Genomic DNA, 22,433 nt, shown 5'->3' with positions numbered 1-22,433 from the left:
GGACGGACTCGTGGAACCTTTGTTCGCTCATACCGTCTTGACCAGTAAGAAGACGACCGGCGAACGGAAGTGACAGTGAGTCAGACAGTGGAGACGGTGGGTTCGGCGGTGCGGGGGAAGGCGTTCGCGCCCGAGTACCAGGGGGCCCTCGGGTCGCTGTCGGTGAACTCCTCGCTGACCGAGGTCCTGGAACACGGCATCCGGGAGCTGCGGGCCGCCGAGGCCGCCGGGGAGCTGCGGGAGGTGGCGCGGTGCGGTCTCGCGGTCGCGGAGGCGTACCGGCGGCTCGGGCGCGTCGAGGAAGCCGACCGGGCGTGGAAGGCCAGCTACCGGACCGCGCGGGACGCCGGGGACGTGGGGGCCATGGCGTGGGCCCTGTGGAGCGGCGGCACCCTCGCGCGGCAGCGCGGCGCCCTCGCCCTCGCGTACCGGCTGCTGCGGCTCGCGGCGGAGGCGGGCGAGCGCGGCGGGGACGTCGTCGTCCGCGGGTACTCCCTGGCGGGGCTCGCCGAGACCGGGCGGATACAGGGCGACTACCAGGCCGTCGGCGAGCTCCACGAGCAGCTCCTCGCCGAGGCCCGGCGGCGCGGCGAGGCCCGGCACACGGTGTGGGCGCTGGAGGGCATCGCCCAGATGCACCGGAACACCGGCTCGTACGACACGGCGCTCGCCCTGTTCGAGGAGGCCGCCGAGACCGCCGAGCGGGCCGAGGACCGGCGCGGCTGGGCGTGGGCGCTGCGCGGGATCGCCGACGTGGTGTCCGTGCGGGACGGGGACGTGGAGCGGGCGCTGCGGCTGCTGTCGGAGGCCGAGGTGGCGTGCCGCGACATGAAGCTGTCGAGCGCCCTGGCGTACAACCACAAGATGCGCGGCAACGTCCTGTACCGGGCCGGCCGGTACGAGGAGGCGCGCGACGTGTACGCGCGGGCGCTGGAGGGGTTCCGCGCCATGGACGAGCCGCGCGGTACGGCGCTGTCCCGGCTGGGCCTGGCCAAGTCCCGCGCCCGGCTGGGCCGCGACGCCGCCGAGACGGCCGCCGAGCTGGCGGAGCTGCGCGGCACCCTGGACCGGATCGGGCTGCGCCACGCCCGCGACATGGTGGAGAAGGCCGCCGCCGAGCTGGGCGTGGGGCCGTTGCCGACCGGTGGGGCGGGGGCGGGGCGATGAGTTCGGTGCCGGTTCCGACGACGGTGGCCGTGACGGACGCGGACACCCGGCCCGGCGCCTCCGGTGCGGGTGCGGTGGCGGGTGCGGTGGCGGTGGGTGGTGCGCACGCCGGGGCCGGTGCGCTCCTCCTGCGCTGCCGGGCCCTCGTGCGGCCCGCGCTCGCCGGCGCCGTCGGGCGGCTGCACCCGTGGACCGGGGAGATGGCCGCGTTCTCCCTCGGCTGGGGCGACGTGACCGGTACGCCCGACCCCGGCGCGTCCGAGGGGAAGGGCGTCCGGCAGGCCCTCGCCGTGCTGGGCGCCGAGGCGGTCGGCGCGGACGGGCGGGTCGCCGTGCCGGGCGCGGTGGCCGTGGAGCTGGTCCACGCCTTCTCGCTGCTCCACGACGACATCATGGACGGCGACGCCGTGCGCCGGCAGCGCGCGACGGTGTGGAAGGCGTACGGCACCGGCCCGGCCGTCCTCGCCGGCGACGCCCTGTTCGCGCTCGCCGTGCAGTGCCTCGCGGAGGTCCCCGGCGCGCACACCGGCCCGGCCGTGCGGCGCCTGAGCGGGACGCTCACCGACCTCGTGCGCGGCCAGGCGGAGGACCTGTGCTTCGAGGACCGCCCCTGGACCGGACCCGACGCGGTGCGGCCCGACGCGTACCGGTCGATGGCCGAGCACAAGACCGGCGCCCTCCTCGGCTGCGCGGCCGCCCTCGGGGCGCTGCTCGCCGGGGCGCCCGACGCGACGGTCACCGCCCTGGACCGGGCCGGGCGGCACCTGGGCGTGGCCTTCCAGGCCGTCGACGACCTGCTGGGCGCCTGGGGCGACCCGGCGGTGACCGGCAAGCCCGTCCACGGCGACCTGCGCCGGCGGAAGAAGACGTACCCGGTCCTGGCGGCCCTCGCCGCCGGCACGCCCGCCGCCCGCGAACTGGCCGCCCTGCTCGACGCGCCCGGCCCGGCGGGCACCCTCGACGAGCTCGCCGCCGCCCGCGCCGCCGAGCTCGTCGAACGGGCCGGCGGACGCGACGCCGCCCTGGGCGAGGCGCGGCGGCAGCTGGCCGCCGCCCGCCGCCACCTGCGCGGCGTGCCCCTCGCCCCCGGCGCCTCCCGCGACCTCGAGGCGCTGCTGGCCTTCCTGCTGCACCGCGCCGTGTGACGCCCCGCCCCGGTGCCCGCCGCGCGGTGTGGGGTGCCCGACGGGGGGTACCGGGAGCGGGTGGACCTGGACGTCGTCGAGGAGCGCCCGTACCGGTTCCGCGTGGAACCGCGCGACGGCATGCGCGTCCCCGGTGTGGTGTTCGCCTCCCGCGAGCTGCTGCGGGACGCCGAGCAGTCGCTGCGCCAGGTCGCCGGCGTCGCGACCCTGCCGGGCATCGTCGGCGCCTCGTACGCCATGCCGGACATCCACTGGGGCTACGGCTTCCCCATCGGCGGCGTCGCCGCGACCGACGTGGCCGCCGGCGGGGTGGTCTCGCCGGGCGGGGTCGGCTTCGACATCTCCTGCGGGGTGCGGCTGCTGGCCGCCGACTGCGACCGCCGCGCCCTGCGCCCCGCCCTGGCCGCCGTCATGGACGGCCTGGGCCGCGCCGTGCCGCGCGGCGCCGGGCCGGGCGGGGTGTGGCGGCTCGGCGGCACCGCCGAACTGGAGCGGGTCCTGCGCGGTGGCTCCCGGTACGCCGTCGAGCAGGGCCACGGCGAGGAGCGGGACCTGCTGCGCTGCGAGGACGGCGGCGCGGTCGCCGACGCCGACGTGGACCAGGTCGGCCCGCGGGCCCGCGAACGCGGCCTCGGGCAGGTCGGCAGCCTCGGCTCCGCCAACCACTTCCTGGAGGTCCAGGTGGTCACGGAGGTGTACGACACCGCTGCCGCGGAGGCGTTCGGGATCGCCGCCGGACAGGTCTGCGTGATGATCCACTGCGGTTCGCGCGGCCTGGGCCACCAGATCTGCTCGGACCACGTGCGCGCCATGGACCGCGCGATGGCCCGCTACGGCATCGAGGTCCCCGACCGGCAGCTGGCCTGCACGCCCGTCGACTCGCCGGAGGGCCGCGCCTACGTCGGCGCGATGGCCGCCGCCGCGAACTACGCGCGCGCCAACCGCCAGCTGCTCTCGCACGCCGCGCGCCGGGTGTTCCGGCGGGAGGCGGGCGTGCGGCTCGGCCTCGTGTACGACGTGTCGCACAACCTCGCCAAGATCGAGACCCACTCCGTGGACGGCGAGCCGCGCCGCCTGTGCGTGCACCGCAAGGGCGCCACGCGCGCGTTCCCGCCCGGCCACCCGGACCTGCCCGCCGACCTGCGGGACGCGGGCCAGCCGGTGCTCATCCCCGGCACGATGGGCACGGCGTCGTACGTGCTGGCGGGCGTGCCGGGCGGGGACGCCTTCCACTCCACCTGCCACGGCGCCGGCCGCGTCATGAGCCGCCACCAGGCCGCCCGCACGGTCACCGGCAAGGAGCTGCGGGCCCGGCTGGAGGGGGCGGGGATCGCGGTGCGGCCGCTGTCGATGCGCGGCCTCGCGGAGGAGGTCCCGGAGGCGTACAAGGACGTGGCGGCGGTCGTCGAGGCGAGCGAGGGCGCGGGACTGTGCCGCAAGGTGGCGCGGCTGGAGCCGCTGGGGGTGGTGAAGGGGTAGCGCCGGAGGCCGGGGGCGGGGCCGGGACCCGGGACGGGCGGGGCCGGGACGCGCCTCGCACGCCCCCCTCACGCCCCCCTCACGTCACGCCCCTCCCGCGTCACACGTCCACCGTCACCGCGCACGACCACCCGTACGCGTCCGGCCCCATGCGCAGCTCGTGCCACGACACGGCCTTCGGCACGGACCCGATGACCGGCACGCCCGCGAGGCGGGCGACCGCGAGGCGCACGTCCAGCTCCCCCTCCGTCAGCTCGACCTCCACGTCCACGGGCACCTCCCCGTGCGCGTCGAGCCGGTAGACGACCTCGTCGAGCAGGTCCGCGAGGAGGTCGTCGTCGCTCTCCTCCACGAACCGCACCCGCCGCACCGCGTCCGCGTGCGCCGCCGACACGTCGGCGAAGGACTCCACCAGTCCGAGCACGGCCTCCCCGAGGCACCGCTCCCGGCTCGCGCCCCACGCCTCGATCCGCACGTCGGCCGTGTGCGGCACGGTCCGGTGCCCGTCCTCGCCGCGCCGCCGCGCCGGCTCCCCGTCGTCCACGGCGGGCCTCAACGCCGGTACACGCCGACGAGGGTGCCGCTGGCGACGGCCTTCGGCTCGACGGCCCGGTGCACCTGCTCGGCGCTGGGCGCGTCGGGCAGGACGCACGGCTCCCGGAGGGCGTACAGGCGGAAGAAGTACCGGTGCGCCTCGTCGCCGGGCGGCGGGTGGGGGCCGCCCCAGCCCCGCCGGTGGAACCCGTTGACGAGTTCGGTGCCGCCCTCGGGGGGCCGGCCGGGGGCCGTGCCGTCGGCGTGCGGGTCGATGCCGACGGCCACCCAGTGGACGAAGGTGCCCGTGGGCGCGTCGGGGTCCTCGCACAGGAGGACCAGCTCGCTGGCGTCGTCCGGGACGCCGGACCAGGTCAGCGGCGGCGGCTCGTTCTCGCCCTCCAGGGCGTACCGGCGGGGGATGGGCGCGTGGTCGTCGAACGCGGAGCTCTTCAGATCGATACCGGCCATGCGCCCCGCAGTACCCCTGAGGCGCCTCCCCATGCGTGACGGCGCCCGTACCGGCCCGGTCTACCGCACCCGCTCCAGCCAGCCGCCCGGGTGGCACGTCAGCCCGTACCGCTCCAGGTCGCGCCGCTGCCGGAAGCCCGCCCCGTCCGGGCCGGCCAGCCAGTCCCGCACGGCGGGCAGGACGCCGCCCGGCATGCCCGGCGGCCGCAGCTCCGGCACGTCGACGATGCCGTCCTCGACCAGGAAGAACCCGCCGACCGGCACCAGCGGCGCGAAGTTCCGCAGCGCGGCCGCCGTCGTGTCGTACGTGTGCAGGGTGTCCTCGACGACCATGCAGCGCGCACCGGCCGGGAACGCCGCGCGGGCGCGCCGGGCCGTGTCCGGGTCGGTGATGTCGCCCTCCAGCAGCGTGATGCCGTCCTCGTACGACGGGTCGGCGGCCGACAGGGCGGCGCGCGCCTTGTCCTGGCGCAGGTCGAGCGTGACGACCCGGACGTCGCGCGGCACGCGGCCGTACCCGGCGAGGGCGCGCAGCCGGTCGCGGAACCACAGCGCGGACCCGCCGAAGTGCGTGCCCAGCTCCACGACGACCTGGCTGCGGGACAGCCACATCAGGTGCTCCATCATCCGCAGGTCCTCGGGGAACTTCTTGATCCGCACCCCGGCGTAGACGTCGCGGACGTGCTGCCGCTCCCGTGCCTTCCAGTAGGCGCGGACGTCCCCGTCCGGCGCCGCCTCCACGCGCGGCGGCAGCAGCGCGTCGCCGCTTCCCGTGCCGTCCGTGTGATGTGTGTGATCCGTGCGGTCCGCGGGCTCCTCGGGCGCCTCCACGCACACGAGCGAACCACGCACGCGGGGCGGTGTCTACGGCGCCTGGAGCGCCCAGCCGCGCGGGTTCGCGGCGTCGGGCGCCTGAAGGCTCACCGGGGAGCCGTTCTCGGGGCCGGCGGGGGCCAGGGCGAGGCCCCGGCCCTTCAGCGTGAACGTGTGGGTGGCCGCGTCGGCGGACGGGGTCGGCACCCAGCGCTGGGCGTCGCCGTCGGCGCAGGGCCGCTGGACGACGACGGCTCCGGGGCCGAGCGGGTCGGCGGGCTGGAGGCACAGGCCCGAGTGGACGGCCCTGATCCGGACGTGGCCGTCGCCGGTGTCCTCCAGCCGCCACTGCTGGTTGGGCTGGGCGTGGCGCTCCCAGGCGATGACGGGCGCGCCGTCGCCGGTGGCGCCGCCCTGCACGTCGGCGGCCCGGCCGGTCGCGGAGTCGACCAGCACGAACGTGCCGGTGGGCACGGGCGGCCGCGTCGCGGAGGGGGACGGGGTGGGGGTCGGCGACGGAGCCTGCCCCGGGGCGCCGGAGGGCGTGGCGGCGGGGGCGGTGCCAAAAGCCGGGGCCGCCTCGGGGGCGTCCTCGCCGGGGCCGCCGAGGACGGCGCCGATCGCCAGGCCCGCGACCGCGCACACGACGATCGCGGCGGCCACGAGCGCCGCCTTGGGCGGGCCGCCGCGCGTGCGGCGGGACGCGGGCGGGCGCGCCGGCGGCTCGTCCTCGACGCGCGGCAGCGGCCGCGTCGCGTCCACGGGCGGCGGGCCGTACGCGGCCGGGGGGTAGGCGGCCGGGGGCGGGGGGCCGTACGCGTCCGCCGGGGGATACGCGGCCGGGGGCACGGACCCGTACGCGTCCGGGGGGTACGCGGCCGGGGGCGCCGATCCGTACGCGTCCGCCGACGGGTACGCGCCCCGGACCGGCGGGAGGAGTTCCGTGGCGTCCGAGGGATACGCGCCCCGGACCGGCGGGAGGAGTTCCGTGGCGTCCGGGTCCCCCATGTGCGGTCCGCCGCCGTGTGGTTGGTGGTTCACCCTGCTCCTCGCCCTGGCCGTGCCGTCACCCGTCGCGCCGCGTCCGGCGACGGTACAGTGCGACGATCGTACGGATCGATCCACGGGGGTTCTCATGGCACTGTTCGGCAACGCGCACACCGTCGACCCGGCGAGCGCGCAGCAGGAGTACGCGCGGCTCCTCGGCCCCGGGGAGCAGGTGCACGCGGCGTACCTGCTGATCCGCGACACGATCCTGTTCACCGACCGCCGGCTGATCCTCGTCGACAAGCAGGGGATCACGGGCAAGAAGGTCGAGTACCACTCGATCCCGTACCGCAGCATCACGCACTTCGCGGTGGAGACGGCGGGGACGTTCGACCTCGACGCGGAGCTGAAGATCTGGCTCTCCGGCAGCCAGGCCCCGGTCCAGAAGACGTTCACCAAGGGCGTCGACATCTACGAGGTGCAGGCGATCCTTACGCAGTTCGTGGCACGGTGACGGCGGCACGCCGCCGTCGTCCCGGCCGGAGCGGGCCCCGTACGTAAAGCTGGGCCGATCCGGCGCGCGCCCGCGGGCACGCGGGCGCGCGCGGGCGGCGACGAGGCAGGCGGGCGCGGTGATGGCGGACGACCAGCGGTGGCAGATGCGGATCGGCGAGGTGGCCCAGCGGACCGGCCTGTCGCTGCGCACGATCCGCCACTACGAGGACGTGGGGATCGCCGCCCCGTCCGCCCGCACCAAGGGCGGCTTCCGGTTGTACACCGCGGCCGACGTGGAGCGGCTCCTGGTCGTGGGCCGGATGAAGCCGCTGGGCTTCACCGTGGACGAGATGCGCGAGGTGCTGACCCTCACCGACCGGCTGGCCGAGCCGGACGACCCGCCGTCCGACGAGGAGCGGGAGCATCTGCGGGCCCGCCTCGACGCGTACCGGAAGGCCGTCGAGGCCCGGTGCGAGACGCTGCGCGTCCGGCTGCGCAGGGCCGAGGAGCTCTCCGCGGCCCTGCGCAGCCACCTGGACCCGGTCGGCTGACCCCGCGGGGGCGTGCGGCGGCCGGGGGTCGGGGGCCGGGCCGTACGGCGGTCAGGACTCCAGGACGCCGAGCTGCCGCAGCATGCCGGCCTCGTCCCAGTTCCACCAGCTCTCCGTGATCCTGCCGTCCGCGCAGCGGAACGTGGCGTGCCCGGTGCCGGACACGTCCCGGCCGGTCGCCGGGAGGCCCCGGTAGTCGCGGACGTGGCGGCCCCGGTAGCTGGCTCCGACGCAGACCAGGTCGCCCTCGGCGACGACGCGGTCCAGTGTCATGCGGGGCCCGAAGGACGCGACCAGCGCGCCGTTCTCCTCCTTGGCCCGCCGGAGGTCCAGGGGCTCCGACGACACGGCCGGGTCGTGCTCGCGGTAGTCGGCGGCGCACAGCCGGTCCGCCGCGTCGATGTCCCCGCCGTTGACGACCTTCTCGAAGAACTCCCTGACCAGGTCCTTGTTCAGCTGTTCGTCCCGGACCACGTCGAGGTCCGTGAAGGACGGTTCGCCCTCGCAGAGGGCGACCATCTCGCGGTAGATCCGGTCGGTCTCCGGCAGGTGGGAGTTGCGCATCGCCTCCTCGTACGACGGGAACTCGACGATCTCGACGACGTGTGAGGCGTCGGCGCGGTCCTTGCCGACGATCGAGTGGGTGGCCGTCCGCTTGCCCCGGGTCGCCTCGATCCAGTCGTCCATCAGGTGGTTCAACGCGTCGGCCTGCTGGGTTCGGCAGTCGATGACCTGCACGAATGTCATGGCACCCGCCTCCTGTGATGGGGCCGTCAGGGTGATTTCCACCGTATGCCCGTTTAGCACCTTCTGTCTTGGGGTAGGACGGCGCTCCGGCACGGGAGGCGGCGGCCGGGAGGCGGGGGCGCGGGTCAGGCCCAGGCGGCCGTCCGGGGCGGACCGCCCTCCGCCCTCGCGACGTCGACCAGCGAGAACACCGCGCCCTGCGGGTCCACGAGCGTCGCGGACCGGCCGAACGGGCCGTCCACCGGCCCCACCACCACCTTGGCGCCGTGGGTCGTGGCCCGCCCGATCGCCGCGTCGGTGTCGGCGACGGTGAAGTACACGCTGACGAACGGCGCCATGTCCGGCGGGAAGTCCTCGCCCATCCCCGCCCGGCCGAGCACCGGGTCGTCCCCGATCCGGAACACCCCGGCGTCCGCGCGCCCGTCCGCCGGGCGCCCCGCCGCGAAGGGGAAGACGGCGGGGAAGAACGCGTCGGCCTTCGCCGGGTCCCGCGTGCGGACCTCCGCCCAGCGGTACGCGCCGGGCACGGCCCGCGCCTCGAAGCCCCGGCGGGCGCCCAGCCGGCAGGCGCCGAAGACGACGCCGCCCGGGTCGCGCGCGAGCAGCACCGTCCCGGGCTCCCCGACCGCCACCGGCCCCATGAGGATCCGACCGCCGTTCTCCCGCACCCTGCGCGCGGTGGCCTCCACGTCGGGCGAGGCGAGGTACAGGCACCAGACGGAGCGCGGCGCCCCGCCGTCCCGGCCGGGCATGGGCGGCACGAGGGCGGCGACCGCCTTGCCGCCGGCGTACGCCTGCGCGCGGTTGCCGTACTCCGTGACCTCCTCGCCGAAGGTCCAGCCCAGCACGTCGCCGTAGAAGCCCTTGGCGCCCTCCAGGTCGGTGAACATCGCGTCCGCCCAGACGGGCGTGCCTTCGGGTGGTCCGGCCATGGCGGCCCCCTCACGGGTCACGAGCGCTTCCCTCGGTCCGGTTTGCCACGCTATCCACCCGTGCGGAGTGGCGCACGGCGATCCCGGGGCGGCGCGGCGATTCCCGGACACCTCACCGGAGGGGGCGGGAGGCCGAACGGGGACGAAGGCGGGAACAGGGGGCGGGAAACGGGAGACGGCCCCGGGAACGACAGGTCCGCGCGCGCCCCGCCCGGCCGTGGGGCGGGGTCGGGGCACACGCGGTGCCGCACGGACAAGGGACTCCCCTCGTGGCCCCCTGTCCATGTTTTTTCGAGTTAACAGTGACGTAGAGTGTTTACGCAAGCCCGTTCCGGCCCTGAACCGCCCGGGTCGGGGTCGGTACAGTACGGGCCCGTTGACTTGACCGCGCAGAAGCGGCGGACGCGAACGTGGGGACCGGGATGGACGACGGCAACGGCGGGGAGCGCACCGCGGCACCCGAGCTGAGAACGCTGCAGCAGAAGGTCGCGTACATGGTGGAGAGGACGTTCCCGGGGCAGAGGGTCTCGGGCCGGGCCTTCGCCGAGCTGGTCAGGGAGCGCGGCGGCGCCCTCTCGCACAGCTACTTCTCCAACATCCTGGCGGGCAAGGTCACCCACCCGTCCGAGGACATCCTGAAGGCGCTGGGCCTGGGCTTCGGCGTGGACTGGCGGTTCTTCAAGGAGGAGTCGGAGGTCGTCGACGACGTGGTCGCGGGCCTCCAGTTCCTCGCGAAGCGCCGCACCGGCGAGATCAGCGGCCTCGCGGGCCGCGGCGTGGACGACGCGGGGCTGCCGGCGGAGCTGCTGGAGTTCGCGCTGTCGCTGCTCAAGGAGGCGCAGGGGGACGGCCCTTCGGACCGCCCGGCGCAGGCCGGCGGGAGCCGCTGACGGACACGCGGCCGCGCCCGGTTGGCTAAAATCGCCGACCGCAGGTCACACACGCGTGACTCCGATCAAGAGGTCCCCATGTCCCAGCGGTCCATGCGCGCACTGCGCCGAGAGTGCGAGGCCGGACTGGCCGACCTCCCGATACCGGCGCCGTTCGGCATCCCGGAGCTGGTCGCCAACATGGAGGCCGCCCGGGGCCGCCGCATCGTCCTGCGGGAGCTGCCGGACCGCCTCGCGCGCGTCAACTCCGCGTGCGGGCTGCGGCTGAAGGCCGGCGAGACCAGCTTCGTGCTGTACCGGCGCCGCCCCACCACGTACCAGACGCAGCACGTCATCCTGCACGAGCTGTGCCACGAGTGGTTCGACCACGGCACCTCCCTCGACGCCGAGCAACTGCGCCGCCTGCTCCCGGTCTTCGACACGTCGCTGATCTCCCGCGTGATGGAGTCGGGCACCACCGTCCAGGCCCGCGCCCAGTACGACACCCACGACGAGCGGGTCGCGGAGCTCGGCGCCTCGCTGATCCCGCGGATGGCGCGGGAGGTGCCGAGCGACGACATGGTGGGGCGGCTGGCGAACTCCCTGGCCAGACCGGTCGCGCACCGCCGTCGCGGCTTCTTCCTCCGGGACTTCTTCCGCCGGGACTGACGTCCCGCCCCGCCCCGCGGCGGACCGTGCCCCTCCCCTTCCCTCCCCCCACGAGGACGCGAATTGACCCCCCTTGACCTGGCCGGCTACCTGGTGGCCGCCCTGATGACGGCCGTGGCGCTGTGGCGGATGCCGGCGGCGCTGTGGGGCGACGAGGAGGACAAGCGCCGCCGCGCCCTGTGGGGCTGCTACGCGGGGTTCGCCGCCGCCCTGTGGACGAAGACCCGCGTCGTCCGCACCAGCCTCAACAACAGCCCGGTCGTCGACCTGGCCGTCCTCATCAAGCACTACACGGCGACGGTCGCGATCCTGGCGATCCTCGGCTACATCGTGGCGATCTACGGCTCGTACCCGGACGGCGGGGCCGTGCCGCGCCACGTGCGCTTCGCGCGGGTCGTCCAGCAGGTCGCGGCGAAGGCGTCGGTGGCGACACTGGTCCTGCTGACCGTCCTGTTCTTCACCGTCGTCGACCGCTCCGCCCCCTCGGACCGCTTCGTGTCGGACCACGCCGGCCAGTGGGGCGCCTCGCTCTACATGACGGTGTTCTACCTGTACCTGGGCGCCGCGTCGGCGGTGTGCGCCTACCAGTGGGCGCTGGCGACGGCGAACGCCTCGCTGCGGCACCTGCGGGTGGGGCTCGGGATGATGACGGCGGCGATGTTCATCGGTGTCGGGTACACGGTGAGCCGGACGCTGTTCCTGTGGATCAGCGTCGTGGCGGAGCCGACCGCCGGCTTCGCGCGGACCTTCGACAAGGCGACGGAGGCGGCGCAGGTCCTGCTGTTCGCGCTGTTCGCGATCGGGGCGTCGGTCCCCGCCTTCGGCACGGGCTGGCGGCGGGTGCGGCTGTGGCGGGCCCAGGTCGCGCTGCACCCGCTGTGGCGGGAGCTGATGGCGGCGTTCCCCGACCAGCCGTTCGCGCCCCCCGCCTCGCTGGCCCGGGAGCTGACCCGCTTCGGCACCCCGGCCGACCTGCGGGTCGACCGGTGGGCGGCGGACATCGCGGACGCGGTGGAGAAGCTCCGCCACTACGTGCCGGACGGGCTCCTCCCGGCGGCGCGCGAGGCGGCCGGTTCGGCGGGCCCGCTGGCGGACGCGTACTGGATCAAGGCCGCGCTGGCGGCGAAGGCGGCGGGAGGGCCCGCGGGCGCGGCGGCGGACTTCGACACCCGGCAGGCGACGGATCAGGACGGTGAGGTGGCATGGCTGGTACGGGTGGCGACGGCGTACAGGTCGATACCGGAGGAGAGCGCGAGGCGGCTGCTCGCGTGACGGCCGAGGAGGCGTCCGGGACGGCCTCGGTGGCCCGGCGGGTGACCGACGCGCTCCAGCCGCGCAACCTCCTGCTCGCCGGCATGCTCGCCGTCGGGGCCTTCGCGGCCGGCCACTGGACGGGCCTCCTGTGGGGCCTGCTGGGCGCCCTGTGCGCGGGCGTCGTCCCGGCGGCGTACATCGAGTGGGAGCGCGACCGGGGCCGTTGGGGCGACCGGCACGTCGTCGACCGCACGAAACGCGCGCCGATCTTCTTCGTGATCCTCGGCTCGATCGGCACCGGCTCGGCGCTCATGGTCCTGGGCGGCGCGCCGACCGGCATCCTGCTCGCCATGCTCGCGCTGTGGGTGATGACGGTGGGGCTGCTCGCCGTCAACACCGTGTGGAAGATCTCCGTGGACTCGGCGGTCGCGTCGTCGGTGGTGACGCTGCTGGCCTGCGTCCACTCGGCGTGGTGGCTGCTCGGGTACGGCGTGACGGCCGCCGTCTGCTGGTCGCGCGTGGCGCTCCGCTACCACACCCCGGCCCAGACCCTGGCGGGCGCGGGCCTCGGCGCGGCGACGGCGGTGGCGTACCTGGTGGGGTGAGGCGTCACGCCAGCCACCAGCAGGGCAGTACGAGGATCCCGGCGACGCGCTCCGCCACGGCGGGCGCGTGCGGGGGGACGCCCTCCCGGGCGAGCCCGCGCGTCAGGTGCAGGTGCAGCGACTGCAGCGTCGCGAACGTGTTGGACGCCCACACCGGAACCGGACCCGGCCCACCCCCCTCCAGTGCCCCCGACACCACGTCCAGCCACCCGACCGCCTCACCCTCGCCCAGTCCCGGCGCGGCGAGGAGGCGGCAGACGGCCCGCGCGAGCCGGGCGTCCTCCAGCTGCGCGTACCGGTCGACGGCGTGGGCCGCCGTCATGCGCAGGGCGCACAGCCGCAGCAGCTCCACGCGCCGCTCGGGGAGGGCGGCACCGAACGCGGCGGCGGCGTCGGCCCCGTGGGCGACGGCGTGCAGCCAGCCGAGGCGGTCGTCCCAGCCGCGGGTGTCCCGCTCCTCGGGGTACCAGTCGCGGAACCGCTCGTACCACTCCGCGACGCGCGCTGCGGGCACGGTGGCGGGGGCCTCGGCCCACCGCTCCACGGCGCACCGCAGCACGAGCGGGGCGAACGCCCGCGCCTGCGCCTCGGCGTGCCCCAGCCGTTCGGCGCCCGTGTCCCCGAGCTCCGCGAGCACCGCGTCGAGGCGCCCTTCGCGGGTCCACCGGGCGAGGGCGGTGTAGGCGTGGTCGTCGCGCACCACGGGATCGGGGGAGGCGAGCATGCCGGCGAGTTCGGCGAGGAGGCGCGGGAGGGGGACGGCTCCGGGGAACGGGAAACCGCCCGCGGCGAGGGCCGGCCAGTCGAGGGGGGCGTCGGGCACGAGAGCAGGATGCCACAGTAGACACTGTCTACGGCGTAGTGGTAGACAGTGTCTACGCACTGGCAGGGAGGCCGCGATGGACACCGCACCCGACCCGACCCCCCTGCGGGACCGCCTGGTCCAGGCGGGCGTGGAGCTGCTGGAGGAAGGCGGCGCGCAGGCGCTCTCGCTGCGGGAGATCGCCCGGCGGGCGGGCGTCTCGCACGGGGCGCCGCGCCGCCACTTCCCCACCCACCTGGCCCTCCTCTCCGCGGTCGCCCGCCGGGGCTTCACGGACCTGGCGGCGGCGCTGCCCGGCACCCGCGCGCCCGAGGACCCGCGGGAGGCGCGGGAGCGGCTGCTGGAGCTGGGGCGGGCGTACCTGCGCTTCGCGGCGGACCACCCGGGCATGTACCAGCTGATGTTCCGTCACGACCTGCTGGAAAGCGGGCACTTGGGGCTGCGCGACACGAGCCTGCCCCTCTTCGACGCCCTGGTGCGGCTCGTGGCGGCGGCCCGGCCCGACGTCCACGCCCGCCGGGCGGCCGGGGCCCTGTGGGCGAACCTCCACGGCATCGCCCAGCTGTGGGGCTGGGGCAGCCTCCCCCTGGCGTGCGGCACCGACGAGGTGGAGCCGCTGCTGCGCACCGCGCTCGACGCGCACCTGGGCGCCGGCCGGTGAGCGACCGCGCGTCGCACCCGGCCCCCCGCCCGTCCCCGCCCGCGTCCCGGCCCGCGCCGTCCGCGCCGCCTGTGCCGCCCGCGTCGCCCGTGTCGCCGGGTGGCCGGCGCGCCGCGCTCGCGGCGAGCGTCGCCGGCCCGGCGGTGGTCGCCCTGGACGGCACGCTCCTGGCCATCGCGCAGCCCACCCTGCAACGCTCCCTCGACGCCACGTACGCGCAGGTCCAGTGGGCCACGACCGGCTACCTGATCGCGGTGGCGAGCCTGCTGGTCCTCGCGGGCCGCCTCGCGGACCGGTACGGCGACCGGCGGCTGTTCGCCCTGGGCGCGGCCGGGTTCGCCGTGACGTCGGCGGGGATCTGCGCGGCGCCCGGCATCGAGTGGGTCATCGCCCTGCGGGTCGCCCAGGGCGGGTGCGGGGCGCTGCTCCAGCCCGCGACGCTCGGCATGCTCCGCACCGCGTACCCGCCCGACCGCCTCGCCCGGCCCCTGGCGCTCCGCACGGCGGCGGTGGGCGTGGCGACCGCCGCGGGCCCGCTCCTGGGCGGCGCGCTGACGGCGCAGTACGGCTGGAGGCCCGTCTTCGCCCTGACGGCGGCCCCCGCCCTGCTCCTGGTGGCGCTGGCGCCGGCGGTGCCGCGCCGCGCCGCCGGCCGGGAACGGGACCGTCCGCGGTCGCTGGACCTCCCCGGCGCGGGGCTCCTCGCCCTGGCCCTGGCGGCCCTGGTGCACGCGCTGGTGGTGTGGCCGTGGAGCGGCGCGGTGGCCCTGCTCGCGGGCGCCGCCCTGGTACGCCGCGAGCGGCGGGCAAAGGACCCCCTCCTGTCGCCGCACGTCCTCTCCGCGCCCGGCGTCACCGCCGCCCTCGGCGTCCTCCTGGCGGCGTCGGCGGTCCTGTCGGGGTGCCTGTTCGCGGTCACGTACCACCTCCAGGAGGTCAGCGCCCTCGACCCGTCGGCGAGTGCGCTGCGGGCGCTTCCCCTCCCCCTGGCGATGGTCGCGTGCGCGCCCCCGGCGGCGGCGTGGACCCGCCGTCGCGGGGCCCGCGCGGCGGCCGTGGCGGGCACGGCCTGCCTGGCGCTGGGCGCCCTCGCCCTCTCCCGGCTGGGCCCCTCGCCCCCGCCCGCCGCGACGACCCTGGCGTTCGCCCTGCTGGGGGCGGGTTTCGCCGCGGTCATGGTGGCGACGGGCACGGTCGTCGTGAGGGAGGCGCCCCCGGGGAGCGCGGCCCTGGCGGGCGGCCTGAAGCAGACGGCGTCGCACATCGGCCCGGCCCTGGGCACGGCGGCGGCCGCCGCCCTCGCCCCCGCCCTCCCGACCGCCCTCCTCCCCCTCACCGCCCTGGCCGCCGCCGCCACGGCCCTGGCCCTCCGCCTCCCCCGCTCCCCCTGACCCGCGTACCGGCGCACGGGCCCGCCGGAACGCCGGCCCCGGGTGCCCGGCCGGTCAGGCACCGAGGGCGTGCGCGACCTCGCCGGCCAGGCGGTCGGCGTCGTCCAGGGCGGCGTGCAGGGACTCGGGCGAGGTCCCGGCGGTGGCGAACAGGGCGTGGGCGCGGGCGGCGAAACCGGCCGGCGCACAGGGCAGCCGGCCGGCCGCGTCCACGGCGCCCTTCTCGTTCAGCACCCAGGTCCCGGCGTGGGCGTGCAGGGCGTGGACGAGGAGGCCGACCGCGCGGAAGAGGCACCCCGCGACGTGGAAGGCGTCCCCGCGCACCGCCCCCTTGCGGGCCCCCGCCAGGACGAAGGGCGCCTCCCAGCGGGCGTTGTCGACGAGGGCGTCCCGCAGGGGCGCCGGGTAGTGCCGGAACCGCTCGCGGAGGGCCGACAGTTCGCCGGACGGGTCGGCGAGCACCCGCCCGAGGGCCAGCTCCCCGACGTACGCGTGCGAGTACACCCCCAGCGGGTGCCCGGCCTGCGCCCCGACCTCGTACCGCCCGGCCCGGCACTCCTCCCAGATCCGGCGCACCCGGTCCAGGTCGCGGTAGATCCAGTCGACCCGCTGCCCGTCGACGGTCAGCCACGCCCCGCCGTCCACCCAGGGGCCCCAGCCGCCGGGCTCCGTCACCTCGACGGCCCCACCGGTCAGCTCGGCCGCGAGCGCCCGCAGCGCACCGGTGTCCAGGGGCGCCCGGTAGTACAGCCCCAGGTCGTGATCGGAGTCCGGCCGTTGCGTCCCCCGCGCCCGGCTTCCGCCCAGGCACACCCCGACGACGCCCCGCACCCCGGCCAGCCGCTCCGCGATCTCCGCCCTGCGCTCCATGCGCCCAGTCTGGAAGAGCCGCCCCACCCCCGCGACGGATTTGCGCCGGCCCGGGCGCGGGGCCCGTCCGAGGACGGCCGTCCCGCTCCCGGGTCAGGCGCCGAGCGCGTGCCCCAGGGCCAGGCCCGCCGCCGCGGCGCCCAGGGACGCGGCGACCGTCACCGCCGCGTTGGCGGCCGCGTACCGGGTGGCGCCCGCGCGGGTCAGGCGCAGGGTCTCGTACGAGAACGTGGAGTACGTGGTCAGCGCGCCGCACAGGCCCGTGCCCAGGAGGGCGTACGCCGGGGCCGCCACCGCCGCGCCGGCCAGGGCGCCCAGGACGAGGGAGCCCAGGACGTTGACCGTCAGGGTGCCCCACGGGAAGACCGTGTCGTGGCGGGACTGGACCGCCCGGTCGGTCAGGTACCGCAGCGGGGCGCCCAGCGCGCCGCCCACCAGGACCAGCAGCCACGTCACCCGGCCGCGCCCCCGCCCGCGTACCGGACCACCTCGCACGGCTCCAGCGTCACCAGGCCCCCGGTCACCAGGCCGTCCAGCCGCGGCAGGAACTCCCGGATCCGCGCGTCCTCGTCGACGATCACCACCGCCACCGGCAGGTCCTCGCTCAGCGACAGCAGCCGTGAGGTGTGGACCAGCGACGACGCGCCGAAGCCCTCCACGCCCCGGAAGACGCTCGCCCCCGCCAGGCCCGCCTCGCGGGCGCGGTGCACGACCTCCGCGTACAGCGGCCTGTGGTGCCACTGGTCCGACTCCCCGACGAGGACCGTCAGCCGCGTCGCCGCGCCCGACGGCCGGGCCGGCTCCGTCATGTCCGCCTCCTGCGTACCCGTGCCGCCAGGCTCCGCGTCGCCCACGCCGCCACCGCGACCGCCGCCAGCGCCGCGACCAGCGTGCCCGCCAGGTACCCGAGCGCCGTCGGGACCCGGCCCCGCTCCAGCAGCACGCGGGTCTCCAGGGCGTACGTCGAGAACGTCGTGAACCCGCCCAGCACCCCCGTACCGACCAGCGGGCGCAGCAGGCGGTGGGGGCGCCGCGCCTCGTCGAGCAGCGCCGTGAACACGCCCATGAGGGCGCAGCCGGCGACGTTGGTCCACAGGGTCGCCCAGGGGAAGGCGCCCGGCGCGGCGGGCAGGGCCAGCGCCACGGCGTACCGCGCTCCCGCGCCCAGCGCCCCGCCCAGGGCGACGGCGCCGAGCAGCGGGCCGTCGAACCCGGCGGCCCGGCGCGGACGGGCGTCCCGGCCGCCGGCCGCGTGCGCACCGGGCGCGGGGCGGTCCGCGGGAGGGCTCGGGGTCATGGCGGAAAAGCCTAGTCGCGGCCGGGTCGGCGGCCTCGGGGGCGTACCCCGGTCCCGTCCCCGCTGCGGGTTTCCCGCCCCGGCGGGACACTGGTCGGACAGAGGACGAAACCCACCCATCGGAGGCGAGACCCCATGGCTTCCCTCGTCGTCGAAGACATGCTCCGCACCTACCCCGCCGACCTCGGCGGCGTCGACCGCCACAAGCTCGTCCGCTGCATCGAGGAGTGCGCCGCCTGCGCCCAGGCGTGCAGCGCCTGCGCCGACGCCTGTCTCTCCGAGGCCCACCACCTCGACGAGCTGGCCAAGTGCATCCGCACCGACATGGACTGCGCCGACATCTGCCAGGCCACCGGCTCCGTCCTGTCCCGTCACACCGGTTACGACGCGAACCTGACCCGCGCCGTCCTGCGCGCCTGCGCCGTCGCCTGCTCGGCCTGTGCGGAGGAGTGCGAGCGCCACGCCTCCCGGCACGAGCACTGCCGCGTCTGCGCGGAGGCCTGCCGTCGTTGCGAGCAGGCGTGCAACGAGCTCCTCGGCGCCCTCGGGTGACCCGGCCACGCCCCCGGCCGGCGGCCCTCCCGGCCCGCCGAGCCCCGGCCCACTGAGCCCCGGCCCACTGAGCCCCGGACGGCTGGGTCCCGGCCCCGCCGGTGCCCGGTCCGTCAAGCCCCCTCCCACGGAGGTCCCTCCCATCGAGCCCCGGCCCACGGAGCCCCGCCCCGCGGTGGAGACCCGGCCGGGGCTCAGCCGGCGGCGAGGAGGCGGTTGACCAGGCCGTCCACGTCCACCCGCTCCTCGCCCTCGGGCACCACCTCGTACGTCCGCTCCAGGAAGCGCGCCAGCGACTCCTCCCCCACCGTGAAGTCGGCCTCGCCGCACAGTTCGATGTGCACGCCCGGCCATATCCGGACGTCGCCCTCCCCGACCTCGCGCCGCATCCCCTCCCGCAGCATCCCCCGGTCCAGCCGCCATTCCGCGTACACGTAGTCACCGTCCGTGAACGCCACCCGCACCGCGTACGGGTCGGTCTCGTCGTAGGTCATGTGGGCGAGCACCGGCAGTTCGTGAAGGCGCATGAAGAGCTTGTCGTGCAGGACCGCGTTCATGGGGTTCCTCCCGGGGTTCTCAGGGGCGGGCTCCGAAAGAAGTTCCCTCCCAAGTGCCCCTCAGGAGCGGCCCCTACCCTGCCGACCCGGAATCACCCCGGAGCCCGTCCGAATGATCAACCAATGCCCAAAGAGCGTGAGATGCGTCGCATGCCCCCTTTGGGGTTCTTCCGGGTGACCGCCCTCCGCCTAACGTGGGCGGGTGCCTTCCCTCTCGCCCCTCACCGCCGTCGCCACGACGTTCGCGCCGCGCCTGGCCGAGTTCGCCTTCGAGCCCGGCTTCGTCGCGGCCGTCGACCAGCACGTCGCCGCGCTGCGCGAGCGCATCGGCGCCGCCGGCCCGGACCTGGTGCCGGGGCCGCCGGACGGGGAGGCCCTCTCCGACTACGCGCTCGGGTTCCTCGACGCGCTCGCCGAGACCGGCTGGGAGGAGCCGGTGGGGCACGACTTCGCGGTGTGCCGGTTGACGGCCGTCTGCTGGCTGGTGCGCCGGTACGGCCTGCTGGGGGACCACGGCCCGCTCGACGTGCGGGAACGGGACGCGGAGCCCGGCCCGGGCCGCGGCGGGGACCGCGACCCGGACCCGGACGCGGGCTGACCGCTCAGATCCGGTCCGCGCCGCCCGTACCGCCGCCCGTGCGGCGCTCGCGCTCCTGCTCGCGCTGCCGGGACAGCGCGTCCTCGCGGCCCGCCATGTAGGCGCCGGCGCCCGTGCGGGCCTTCGAGGACTCCTGCTCGGCGGCGCTCATCCAGCGCTCCATCCGCTGCCGCATCGGGACGATCGCGCCACCGCCGACGCCGACGATCAGGATGCCGGCCGCCGCCGCGAGCACCGCGTACAGCACCGGCTGGGTGACGGCCGTGGCGATGCCGGCCTGGCTCAGCGCGGCGATCACACCGAGCCCGACGATCACGCCCCAGACGACGGTCGCGACCGTGTTGCCGTACGAGACGCCGGAGAGGACGCCCCGCACGATGGTGCGGACGGCGTTGGCGATGGCCATCGCGACGACCACCAGGACCAGCGCGACCAGGGCCTTCGGCAGCCAGGAGACGATGCCGTCGATCATGCCGCTGATCGGGTTCGGCCCGAAGACGCCGAAGGCGAGCTGCAGGGTGACCAGGAGGAGCCCGTAGTAGACGACCTTGCTCAGGATGCCGGTCGCGTCGTACGGCGAGTTCGCGAGCATGCGGGAGGACCCCGCGCGCTCGCTGAGCCGCTCGAAGCCGACCTTCCGCAGGACCCGGTCCACCACCTTGGCGATGATCTTGGAAATGAACCAGCCGACGGCCAGGATGACCAGGAACGCCACGAACTTCGGGACGAACTGGGCGACCTTCGACCAGGCGTCGGTGATGCCCTGCTGGAACTCCACCGCAAGGCCGGTGGTCGGAAGGTGCTGGGTCATGAGTGGCCCTCCACTCGGCAGGCCCCCCACGGACGCTTACCCCTCCGGAATACCAGCCCCGGTCGGGCCGTGCCCCCCGGGTGGCCTCCGGAACGGCCGTCCGGATGACGCCGGGGGCGGGGCGGGCGGGACGGCGGCTCCGGGCGGACCGGGGCACCCGCTCGGGTGGGTGCCGGGGGCGGTGGGGTGGGGGACGTACGCCGGTTGGTGCACGCCGGGGGGCGGGGGGAGCGGCGGGTTCCTACCGTGGCTGAATGATCGTCAGCTCTTCGGCTCGCCTCGCCTCGGGTCCCGTCGCCCTCCTGCTGCTCGTCCTGCTCCTGCCGCTGCTCGTGCTGTCGTCCGCCGTGTCCTCCGCCGCTCCCCGCCCGGGCGAACCGATGCCGCCCCGCCCCGGCGCCCGCGTCGACCCGGCGCTGCTGCACCGGTCCGGCACCCAGGTGCGGCTCCCGCCCGGCGCCGCCCCGCCGCCCGCCCTGTCCGCGCGCTCCTGGCTCGTCGCGGACGCCGGCAGCGGCGACGTCCTCGCCGCCCGCGACGCCCACAAGCGGCTGCCGCCCGCCTCCACCCTGAAGGCCCTGTTCGCGCTCACCGTGCTGCCCAGGCTGTCGCAGACCGCCCGGCACACCGTGTCGGAGCGGGAACTCACCGGCATCGGCGAGGGCAGCAGCCTCGTCGGCGTGAAGGAGGACGTGACGTACCAGGTCGCGGACCTCTGGCGCGGCGTGTTCCTGCACTCCGGCAACGACGCCGTCCACGTCCTGGCCGGCCTCAACGGCGGCTGGGAGGCCACCGCGCGCCAGATGGAGGCCACCGCCCGGACCCTCGGCGCGTTCGACACGGAGGTCGTCTCCCCGGACGGGTACGACGCGCCGGGCCAGGTCTCGTCCGCGTACGACCTCGCCGTCTTCGGCCGCGAGGGGCTGCGCGACCCGGACTTCGCCCGGTACTGCGCCCTGCCGTACGCGACCTTCCCGGCGGACGGCTGGTCGTACGGCATCCGCAACACCAACCGCCTGCTCACCGGCGAGGACGGCGTCGCCCGGTACCCCGGCGTCCTCGGCGTGAAGAACGGCTACACCAGCCGCGCCGGCCACACCCTGATCGCCGCCGCCCGGCGGGGCGGGCGCACCCTCGTCGTGACGGTCATGAACCCGCGCTCCGGCGGCGGGAGCGCGGTGTACGAGGAGGCCAGGGCACTGCTGGACTGGGGTTTCGGGCCCGGGGCGAAGGCCCGGCCCGTCGGGTCGCTGCTGCCGCCCGCCGCCGCGATGCAGGTGTCGTCCGCGGCGGGGACGCCGACCGCGCCGGAGCCGGGCCGGGCGGCGGTCGCGGGCCGGGCGCCCGGCAGGACGCCCGGTGCGGCCCCCGCCTCCGCGTCCGCCCCGGCGCCCGGTGCGGCTTCCGCCTCGGCTCCCCGGGGGACGTCCGCCGCCGGACCCGCGGCCCCGCCCCCCGCCCGCGGCACGCCCGCCCGGAGCACGGCCCCGTCCGGTGACGTGTCCGGCGCGCCCGGTCCCGCCGCGGCCCGTCCGGCGGCGGCAGGAGCGGCGGGGACCGGCGGCGGGCCGCCGCCCGATCCGCTGGTGCCGGTCCTCCTGGTCGGTTCGGCGTGCGTGGCCGCCGCGACCCTGTGGACGGCGCGGCGGCGCACGGTCCGCTAGGACCCGCCGCGGGTCAGGACGCGCCGCGGGTCAGGCGGCCGGGTCGCTCCCGCTCCCGTAGGGGCGGGTGATGATCTCCATGGCCTGGCGGGACGGGTCCATGAAGTACAGGCCGCGCCCGCCGTCGTTGCGGTTGATCTCGCCGGGCCGCTCCTGGCGCGGATCGGCCCAGTACGGGATGCCGGCCTGCCGGATCCGCTCGAAGGCCGCGTCGAACTCGGCCTCCGAGATCAGGAACGCGTAGTGCTGCGTGGTGATGTGCTCCTCGGGGACCGTCGCGAAGTCGAGGGTGACCCCGTTGGCGGTCTGCACCGGGAGGAACGGCCCCATCTCGGCGCCGACCTCCAGTCCGAGGATGTGGGCGAGGAAGTCGGCGGACTCCCGCTTGTCCCGGGCGGCGATGATGGTGTGGTTGAGCTCTACTGACACGGTGGAATGCCTCCGTCGGGCATCTCACGGACACCTCCATGCCTCACCCGGTCGGTGACCGA

28 protein-coding genes are annotated in these 22,433 nt (G+C 76.3%); 14 read left to right on the top strand and 14 right to left on the bottom strand.

The window, feature by feature from the left end; translation table 11 throughout:
- The first annotated feature begins 75 nt into the window (after window positions 1-75).
- From IE106_RS17065 to IE106_RS17055, 3 genes are read left to right on the top strand one after another with little or no spacing between them, the layout of a single operon-like run.
- A complete protein-coding gene (locus IE106_RS17065; protein WP_229840507.1) occupies window positions 76-1,167 on the top strand; it encodes a tetratricopeptide repeat protein in 1,092 nt (363 codons plus the stop codon).
- The gene (locus IE106_RS17060) at window positions 1,164-2,312 is read left to right on the top strand and encodes a polyprenyl synthetase family protein (protein WP_189534809.1); all 1,149 of its coding nucleotides are present in this window, start codon (window positions 1,164-1,166) and stop codon (window positions 2,310-2,312) included. The genes IE106_RS17065 and IE106_RS17060 overlap by 4 nt, the downstream gene beginning before the upstream one ends.
- Window positions 2,313-2,345: 33 nt before the next feature.
- Complete coding sequence (locus IE106_RS17055; protein ID WP_467222058.1) at window positions 2,346-3,791, top strand: RtcB family protein; 1,446 nt, start codon at window positions 2,346-2,348, stop codon at window positions 3,789-3,791.
- 100 nt (window positions 3,792-3,891) lie between these two features.
- Here the strand turns inward: IE106_RS17055 and IE106_RS17050 are convergent, their stop codons facing one another.
- Genes IE106_RS17050 through IE106_RS17035 form a run of 4 tightly spaced genes read right to left on the bottom strand, consistent with a single transcriptional unit; the run spans window position 3,892 to window position 6,650 of the window.
- Entirely contained in the window at window positions 3,892-4,335 is a 444-nt protein-coding gene (locus tag IE106_RS17050; RefSeq protein ID WP_229840505.1) for an archease, read from the bottom strand.
- Between the two features lie 8 nt (window positions 4,336-4,343).
- Window positions 4,344-4,796: a YbhB/YbcL family Raf kinase inhibitor-like protein gene (locus IE106_RS17045; protein ID WP_189534804.1), complete on the bottom strand. Its 453-nt coding sequence runs from the start codon at window positions 4,794-4,796 to the stop codon at window positions 4,344-4,346.
- Between the two features lie 60 nt (window positions 4,797-4,856).
- Entirely contained in the window at window positions 4,857-5,648 is a 792-nt protein-coding gene (locus tag IE106_RS17040) for a CmcI family methyltransferase (protein ID WP_189534803.1), read from the bottom strand.
- A gap of 12 nt (window positions 5,649-5,660) precedes the next feature.
- Window positions 5,661-6,650, bottom strand: coding sequence for an RICIN domain-containing protein (locus IE106_RS17035; protein WP_189534801.1), 990 nt, complete (start codon window positions 6,648-6,650; stop codon window positions 5,661-5,663).
- Window positions 6,651-6,744: 94 nt separating this feature from the next.
- Here IE106_RS17035 and IE106_RS17030 point away from each other — a divergent pair, with 94 nt between their 5' ends.
- Both IE106_RS17030 and IE106_RS17025 read left to right on the top strand, forming a co-directional pair.
- Complete coding sequence (locus tag IE106_RS17030) at window positions 6,745-7,110, top strand: PH domain-containing protein (protein ID WP_189534799.1); 366 nt, start codon at window positions 6,745-6,747, stop codon at window positions 7,108-7,110.
- Between the two features lie 121 nt (window positions 7,111-7,231).
- Entirely contained in the window at window positions 7,232-7,642 is a 411-nt protein-coding gene (locus IE106_RS17025) for a MerR family transcriptional regulator (RefSeq protein ID WP_189534797.1), read from the top strand.
- 51 nt (window positions 7,643-7,693) lie between these two features.
- On the opposite strand, the gene IE106_RS17020 is transcribed toward IE106_RS17025, so the two are convergent.
- Both IE106_RS17020 and IE106_RS17015 read right to left on the bottom strand, forming a co-directional pair.
- Complete coding sequence (locus IE106_RS17020) at window positions 7,694-8,389, bottom strand: ester cyclase (protein ID WP_189534795.1); 696 nt, start codon at window positions 8,387-8,389, stop codon at window positions 7,694-7,696.
- A 125-nt stretch (window positions 8,390-8,514) separates the two neighbouring features.
- Window positions 8,515-9,321, bottom strand: a complete 807-nt coding sequence (locus IE106_RS17015) for a VOC family protein (protein WP_189534793.1) — start codon at window positions 9,319-9,321, stop codon at window positions 8,515-8,517.
- A gap of 422 nt (window positions 9,322-9,743) precedes the next feature.
- On the opposite strand from IE106_RS17015, the gene IE106_RS17010 reads away from it, so the two are divergent.
- The 4 genes from IE106_RS17010 (at window position 9,744) to IE106_RS16995 (ending at window position 12,718) form a co-directional block, all read left to right on the top strand.
- Complete coding sequence (locus IE106_RS17010) at window positions 9,744-10,211, top strand: hypothetical protein (RefSeq protein ID WP_189534791.1); 468 nt, start codon at window positions 9,744-9,746, stop codon at window positions 10,209-10,211.
- Window positions 10,212-10,289: 78 nt separating this feature from the next.
- Window positions 10,290-10,859 carry a toxin gene (locus IE106_RS17005; protein ID WP_189534788.1) on the top strand — a complete coding sequence of 190 codons (570 nt, stop codon included), beginning with the start codon at window positions 10,290-10,292 and terminating at the stop codon, window positions 10,857-10,859.
- 63 nt (window positions 10,860-10,922) lie between these two features.
- On the top strand, window positions 10,923-12,131 hold the full coding sequence (locus IE106_RS17000) for an MAB_1171c family putative transporter (RefSeq protein ID WP_189534786.1): 1,209 nt from the start codon (window positions 10,923-10,925) through the stop codon (window positions 12,129-12,131).
- Window positions 12,128-12,718, top strand: a complete 591-nt coding sequence (locus tag IE106_RS16995) for a hypothetical protein (protein WP_229840504.1) — start codon at window positions 12,128-12,130, stop codon at window positions 12,716-12,718. Before IE106_RS17000 ends, IE106_RS16995 begins: the two co-directional genes overlap by 4 nt.
- A gap of 4 nt (window positions 12,719-12,722) precedes the next feature.
- Here IE106_RS16995 and IE106_RS16990 read toward each other — a convergent pair whose 3' ends face one another.
- Entirely contained in the window at window positions 12,723-13,541 is an 819-nt protein-coding gene (locus IE106_RS16990; RefSeq protein WP_189534784.1) for a DUF2785 domain-containing protein, read from the bottom strand.
- 76 nt (window positions 13,542-13,617) lie between these two features.
- Between IE106_RS16990 and IE106_RS16985 the strand changes: the two genes are divergently transcribed.
- The gene (locus IE106_RS16985) at window positions 13,618-14,202 is read left to right on the top strand and encodes a TetR/AcrR family transcriptional regulator (protein WP_189534782.1); all 585 of its coding nucleotides are present in this window, start codon (window positions 13,618-13,620) and stop codon (window positions 14,200-14,202) included.
- An 89-nt stretch (window positions 14,203-14,291) separates the two neighbouring features.
- Window positions 14,292-15,593 carry an MFS transporter gene (locus IE106_RS16980; protein ID WP_189534780.1) on the top strand — a complete coding sequence of 434 codons (1,302 nt, stop codon included), beginning with the start codon at window positions 14,292-14,294 and terminating at the stop codon, window positions 15,591-15,593.
- Window positions 15,594-15,647: 54 nt separating this feature from the next.
- On the opposite strand, the gene IE106_RS16975 is transcribed toward IE106_RS16980, so the two are convergent.
- The 4 genes from IE106_RS16975 to crcB (IE106_RS16960) form a co-directional block, all read right to left on the bottom strand.
- Complete coding sequence (locus tag IE106_RS16975) at window positions 15,648-16,463, bottom strand: nucleotidyltransferase domain-containing protein (protein ID WP_189534778.1); 816 nt, start codon at window positions 16,461-16,463, stop codon at window positions 15,648-15,650.
- Between the two features lie 93 nt (window positions 16,464-16,556).
- Window positions 16,557-16,919 carry a fluoride efflux transporter CrcB gene (gene crcB / locus IE106_RS16970; protein WP_189534776.1) on the bottom strand — a complete coding sequence of 121 codons (363 nt, stop codon included), beginning with the start codon at window positions 16,917-16,919 and terminating at the stop codon, window positions 16,557-16,559.
- Complete coding sequence (locus IE106_RS16965; RefSeq protein ID WP_189534773.1) at window positions 16,916-17,272, bottom strand: DUF190 domain-containing protein; 357 nt, start codon at window positions 17,270-17,272, stop codon at window positions 16,916-16,918. The genes crcB (IE106_RS16970) and IE106_RS16965 overlap by 4 nt, the downstream gene beginning before the upstream one ends.
- Window positions 17,269-17,760, bottom strand: coding sequence for a fluoride efflux transporter CrcB (gene crcB, locus IE106_RS16960; protein ID WP_189534771.1), 492 nt, complete (start codon window positions 17,758-17,760; stop codon window positions 17,269-17,271). The genes IE106_RS16965 and crcB (IE106_RS16960) overlap by 4 nt, the downstream gene beginning before the upstream one ends.
- Before the next feature lie 135 nt (window positions 17,761-17,895).
- Here crcB (IE106_RS16960) and IE106_RS16955 point away from each other — a divergent pair, with 135 nt between their 5' ends.
- Window positions 17,896-18,312 carry a four-helix bundle copper-binding protein gene (locus IE106_RS16955; RefSeq protein ID WP_189534769.1) on the top strand — a complete coding sequence of 139 codons (417 nt, stop codon included), beginning with the start codon at window positions 17,896-17,898 and terminating at the stop codon, window positions 18,310-18,312.
- Between the two features lie 194 nt (window positions 18,313-18,506).
- Here the strand turns inward: IE106_RS16955 and IE106_RS16950 are convergent, their stop codons facing one another.
- A complete protein-coding gene (locus tag IE106_RS16950; RefSeq protein ID WP_189534767.1) occupies window positions 18,507-18,869 on the bottom strand; it encodes an SsgA family sporulation/cell division regulator in 363 nt (120 codons plus the stop codon).
- Between the two features lie 202 nt (window positions 18,870-19,071).
- Here IE106_RS16950 and IE106_RS16945 point away from each other — a divergent pair, with 202 nt between their 5' ends.
- Entirely contained in the window at window positions 19,072-19,467 is a 396-nt protein-coding gene (locus IE106_RS16945) for a DUF6401 family natural product biosynthesis protein (protein ID WP_308427876.1), read from the top strand.
- 4 nt (window positions 19,468-19,471) lie between these two features.
- Here IE106_RS16945 and IE106_RS16940 read toward each other — a convergent pair whose 3' ends face one another.
- Window positions 19,472-20,278: a mechanosensitive ion channel family protein gene (locus IE106_RS16940; protein WP_189534765.1), complete on the bottom strand. Its 807-nt coding sequence runs from the start codon at window positions 20,276-20,278 to the stop codon at window positions 19,472-19,474.
- 254 nt (window positions 20,279-20,532) lie between these two features.
- On the opposite strand from IE106_RS16940, the gene IE106_RS16935 reads away from it, so the two are divergent.
- Entirely contained in the window at window positions 20,533-21,942 is a 1,410-nt protein-coding gene (locus tag IE106_RS16935) for a D-alanyl-D-alanine carboxypeptidase family protein (protein WP_189534764.1), read from the top strand.
- Between the two features lie 30 nt (window positions 21,943-21,972).
- Here the strand turns inward: IE106_RS16935 and IE106_RS16930 are convergent, their stop codons facing one another.
- Window positions 21,973-22,371, bottom strand: a complete 399-nt coding sequence (locus IE106_RS16930; protein ID WP_189534761.1) for a VOC family protein — start codon at window positions 22,369-22,371, stop codon at window positions 21,973-21,975.
- Between the last annotated feature and the right edge of the window lie 62 nt (window positions 22,372-22,433).

The sequence above is a fragment of the Streptomyces roseolilacinus genome, from assembly GCF_014649335.1.
GTDB lineage: Bacteria > Actinomycetota > Actinomycetes > Streptomycetales > Streptomycetaceae > Streptomyces > Streptomyces roseolilacinus.
The sequence above is the reverse complement of the archived record's forward strand: the minus strand, read 5'-3'. Positions and strand labels throughout refer to the sequence as shown.

Coding starts and splice junctions, on each gene's coding strand:
- IE106_RS17060 (WP_189534809.1), top strand. CDS start 1,164: ATGAGTTCGGTGCCGGTTCCGACGACGGTGGCCGTGACGGACGCGGAC.
- IE106_RS17045 (WP_189534804.1), bottom strand. CDS start 4,796: ATGGCCGGTATCGATCTGAAGAGCTCCGCGTTCGACGACCACGCGCCC.
- IE106_RS17030 (WP_189534799.1), top strand. CDS start 6,745: ATGGCACTGTTCGGCAACGCGCACACCGTCGACCCGGCGAGCGCGCAG.
- IE106_RS17025 (WP_189534797.1), top strand. CDS start 7,232: ATGGCGGACGACCAGCGGTGGCAGATGCGGATCGGCGAGGTGGCCCAG.
- IE106_RS17020 (WP_189534795.1), bottom strand. CDS start 8,389: ATGACATTCGTGCAGGTCATCGACTGCCGAACCCAGCAGGCCGACGCG.
- IE106_RS17015 (WP_189534793.1), bottom strand. CDS start 9,321: ATGGCCGGACCACCCGAAGGCACGCCCGTCTGGGCGGACGCGATGTTC.
- IE106_RS17010 (WP_189534791.1), top strand. CDS start 9,744: ATGGACGACGGCAACGGCGGGGAGCGCACCGCGGCACCCGAGCTGAGA.
- IE106_RS17005 (WP_189534788.1), top strand. CDS start 10,290: ATGTCCCAGCGGTCCATGCGCGCACTGCGCCGAGAGTGCGAGGCCGGA.
- IE106_RS16985 (WP_189534782.1), top strand. CDS start 13,618: ATGGACACCGCACCCGACCCGACCCCCCTGCGGGACCGCCTGGTCCAG.
- IE106_RS16975 (WP_189534778.1), bottom strand. CDS start 16,463: ATGGAGCGCAGGGCGGAGATCGCGGAGCGGCTGGCCGGGGTGCGGGGC.
- IE106_RS16965 (WP_189534773.1), bottom strand. CDS start 17,272: ATGACGGAGCCGGCCCGGCCGTCGGGCGCGGCGACGCGGCTGACGGTC.
- crcB (WP_189534771.1), bottom strand. CDS start 17,760: ATGACCCCGAGCCCTCCCGCGGACCGCCCCGCGCCCGGTGCGCACGCG.
- IE106_RS16955 (WP_189534769.1), top strand. CDS start 17,896: ATGGCTTCCCTCGTCGTCGAAGACATGCTCCGCACCTACCCCGCCGAC.
- IE106_RS16950 (WP_189534767.1), bottom strand. CDS start 18,869: ATGAACGCGGTCCTGCACGACAAGCTCTTCATGCGCCTTCACGAACTG.
- IE106_RS16940 (WP_189534765.1), bottom strand. CDS start 20,278: ATGACCCAGCACCTTCCGACCACCGGCCTTGCGGTGGAGTTCCAGCAG.
- IE106_RS16935 (WP_189534764.1), top strand. CDS start 20,533: ATGATCGTCAGCTCTTCGGCTCGCCTCGCCTCGGGTCCCGTCGCCCTC.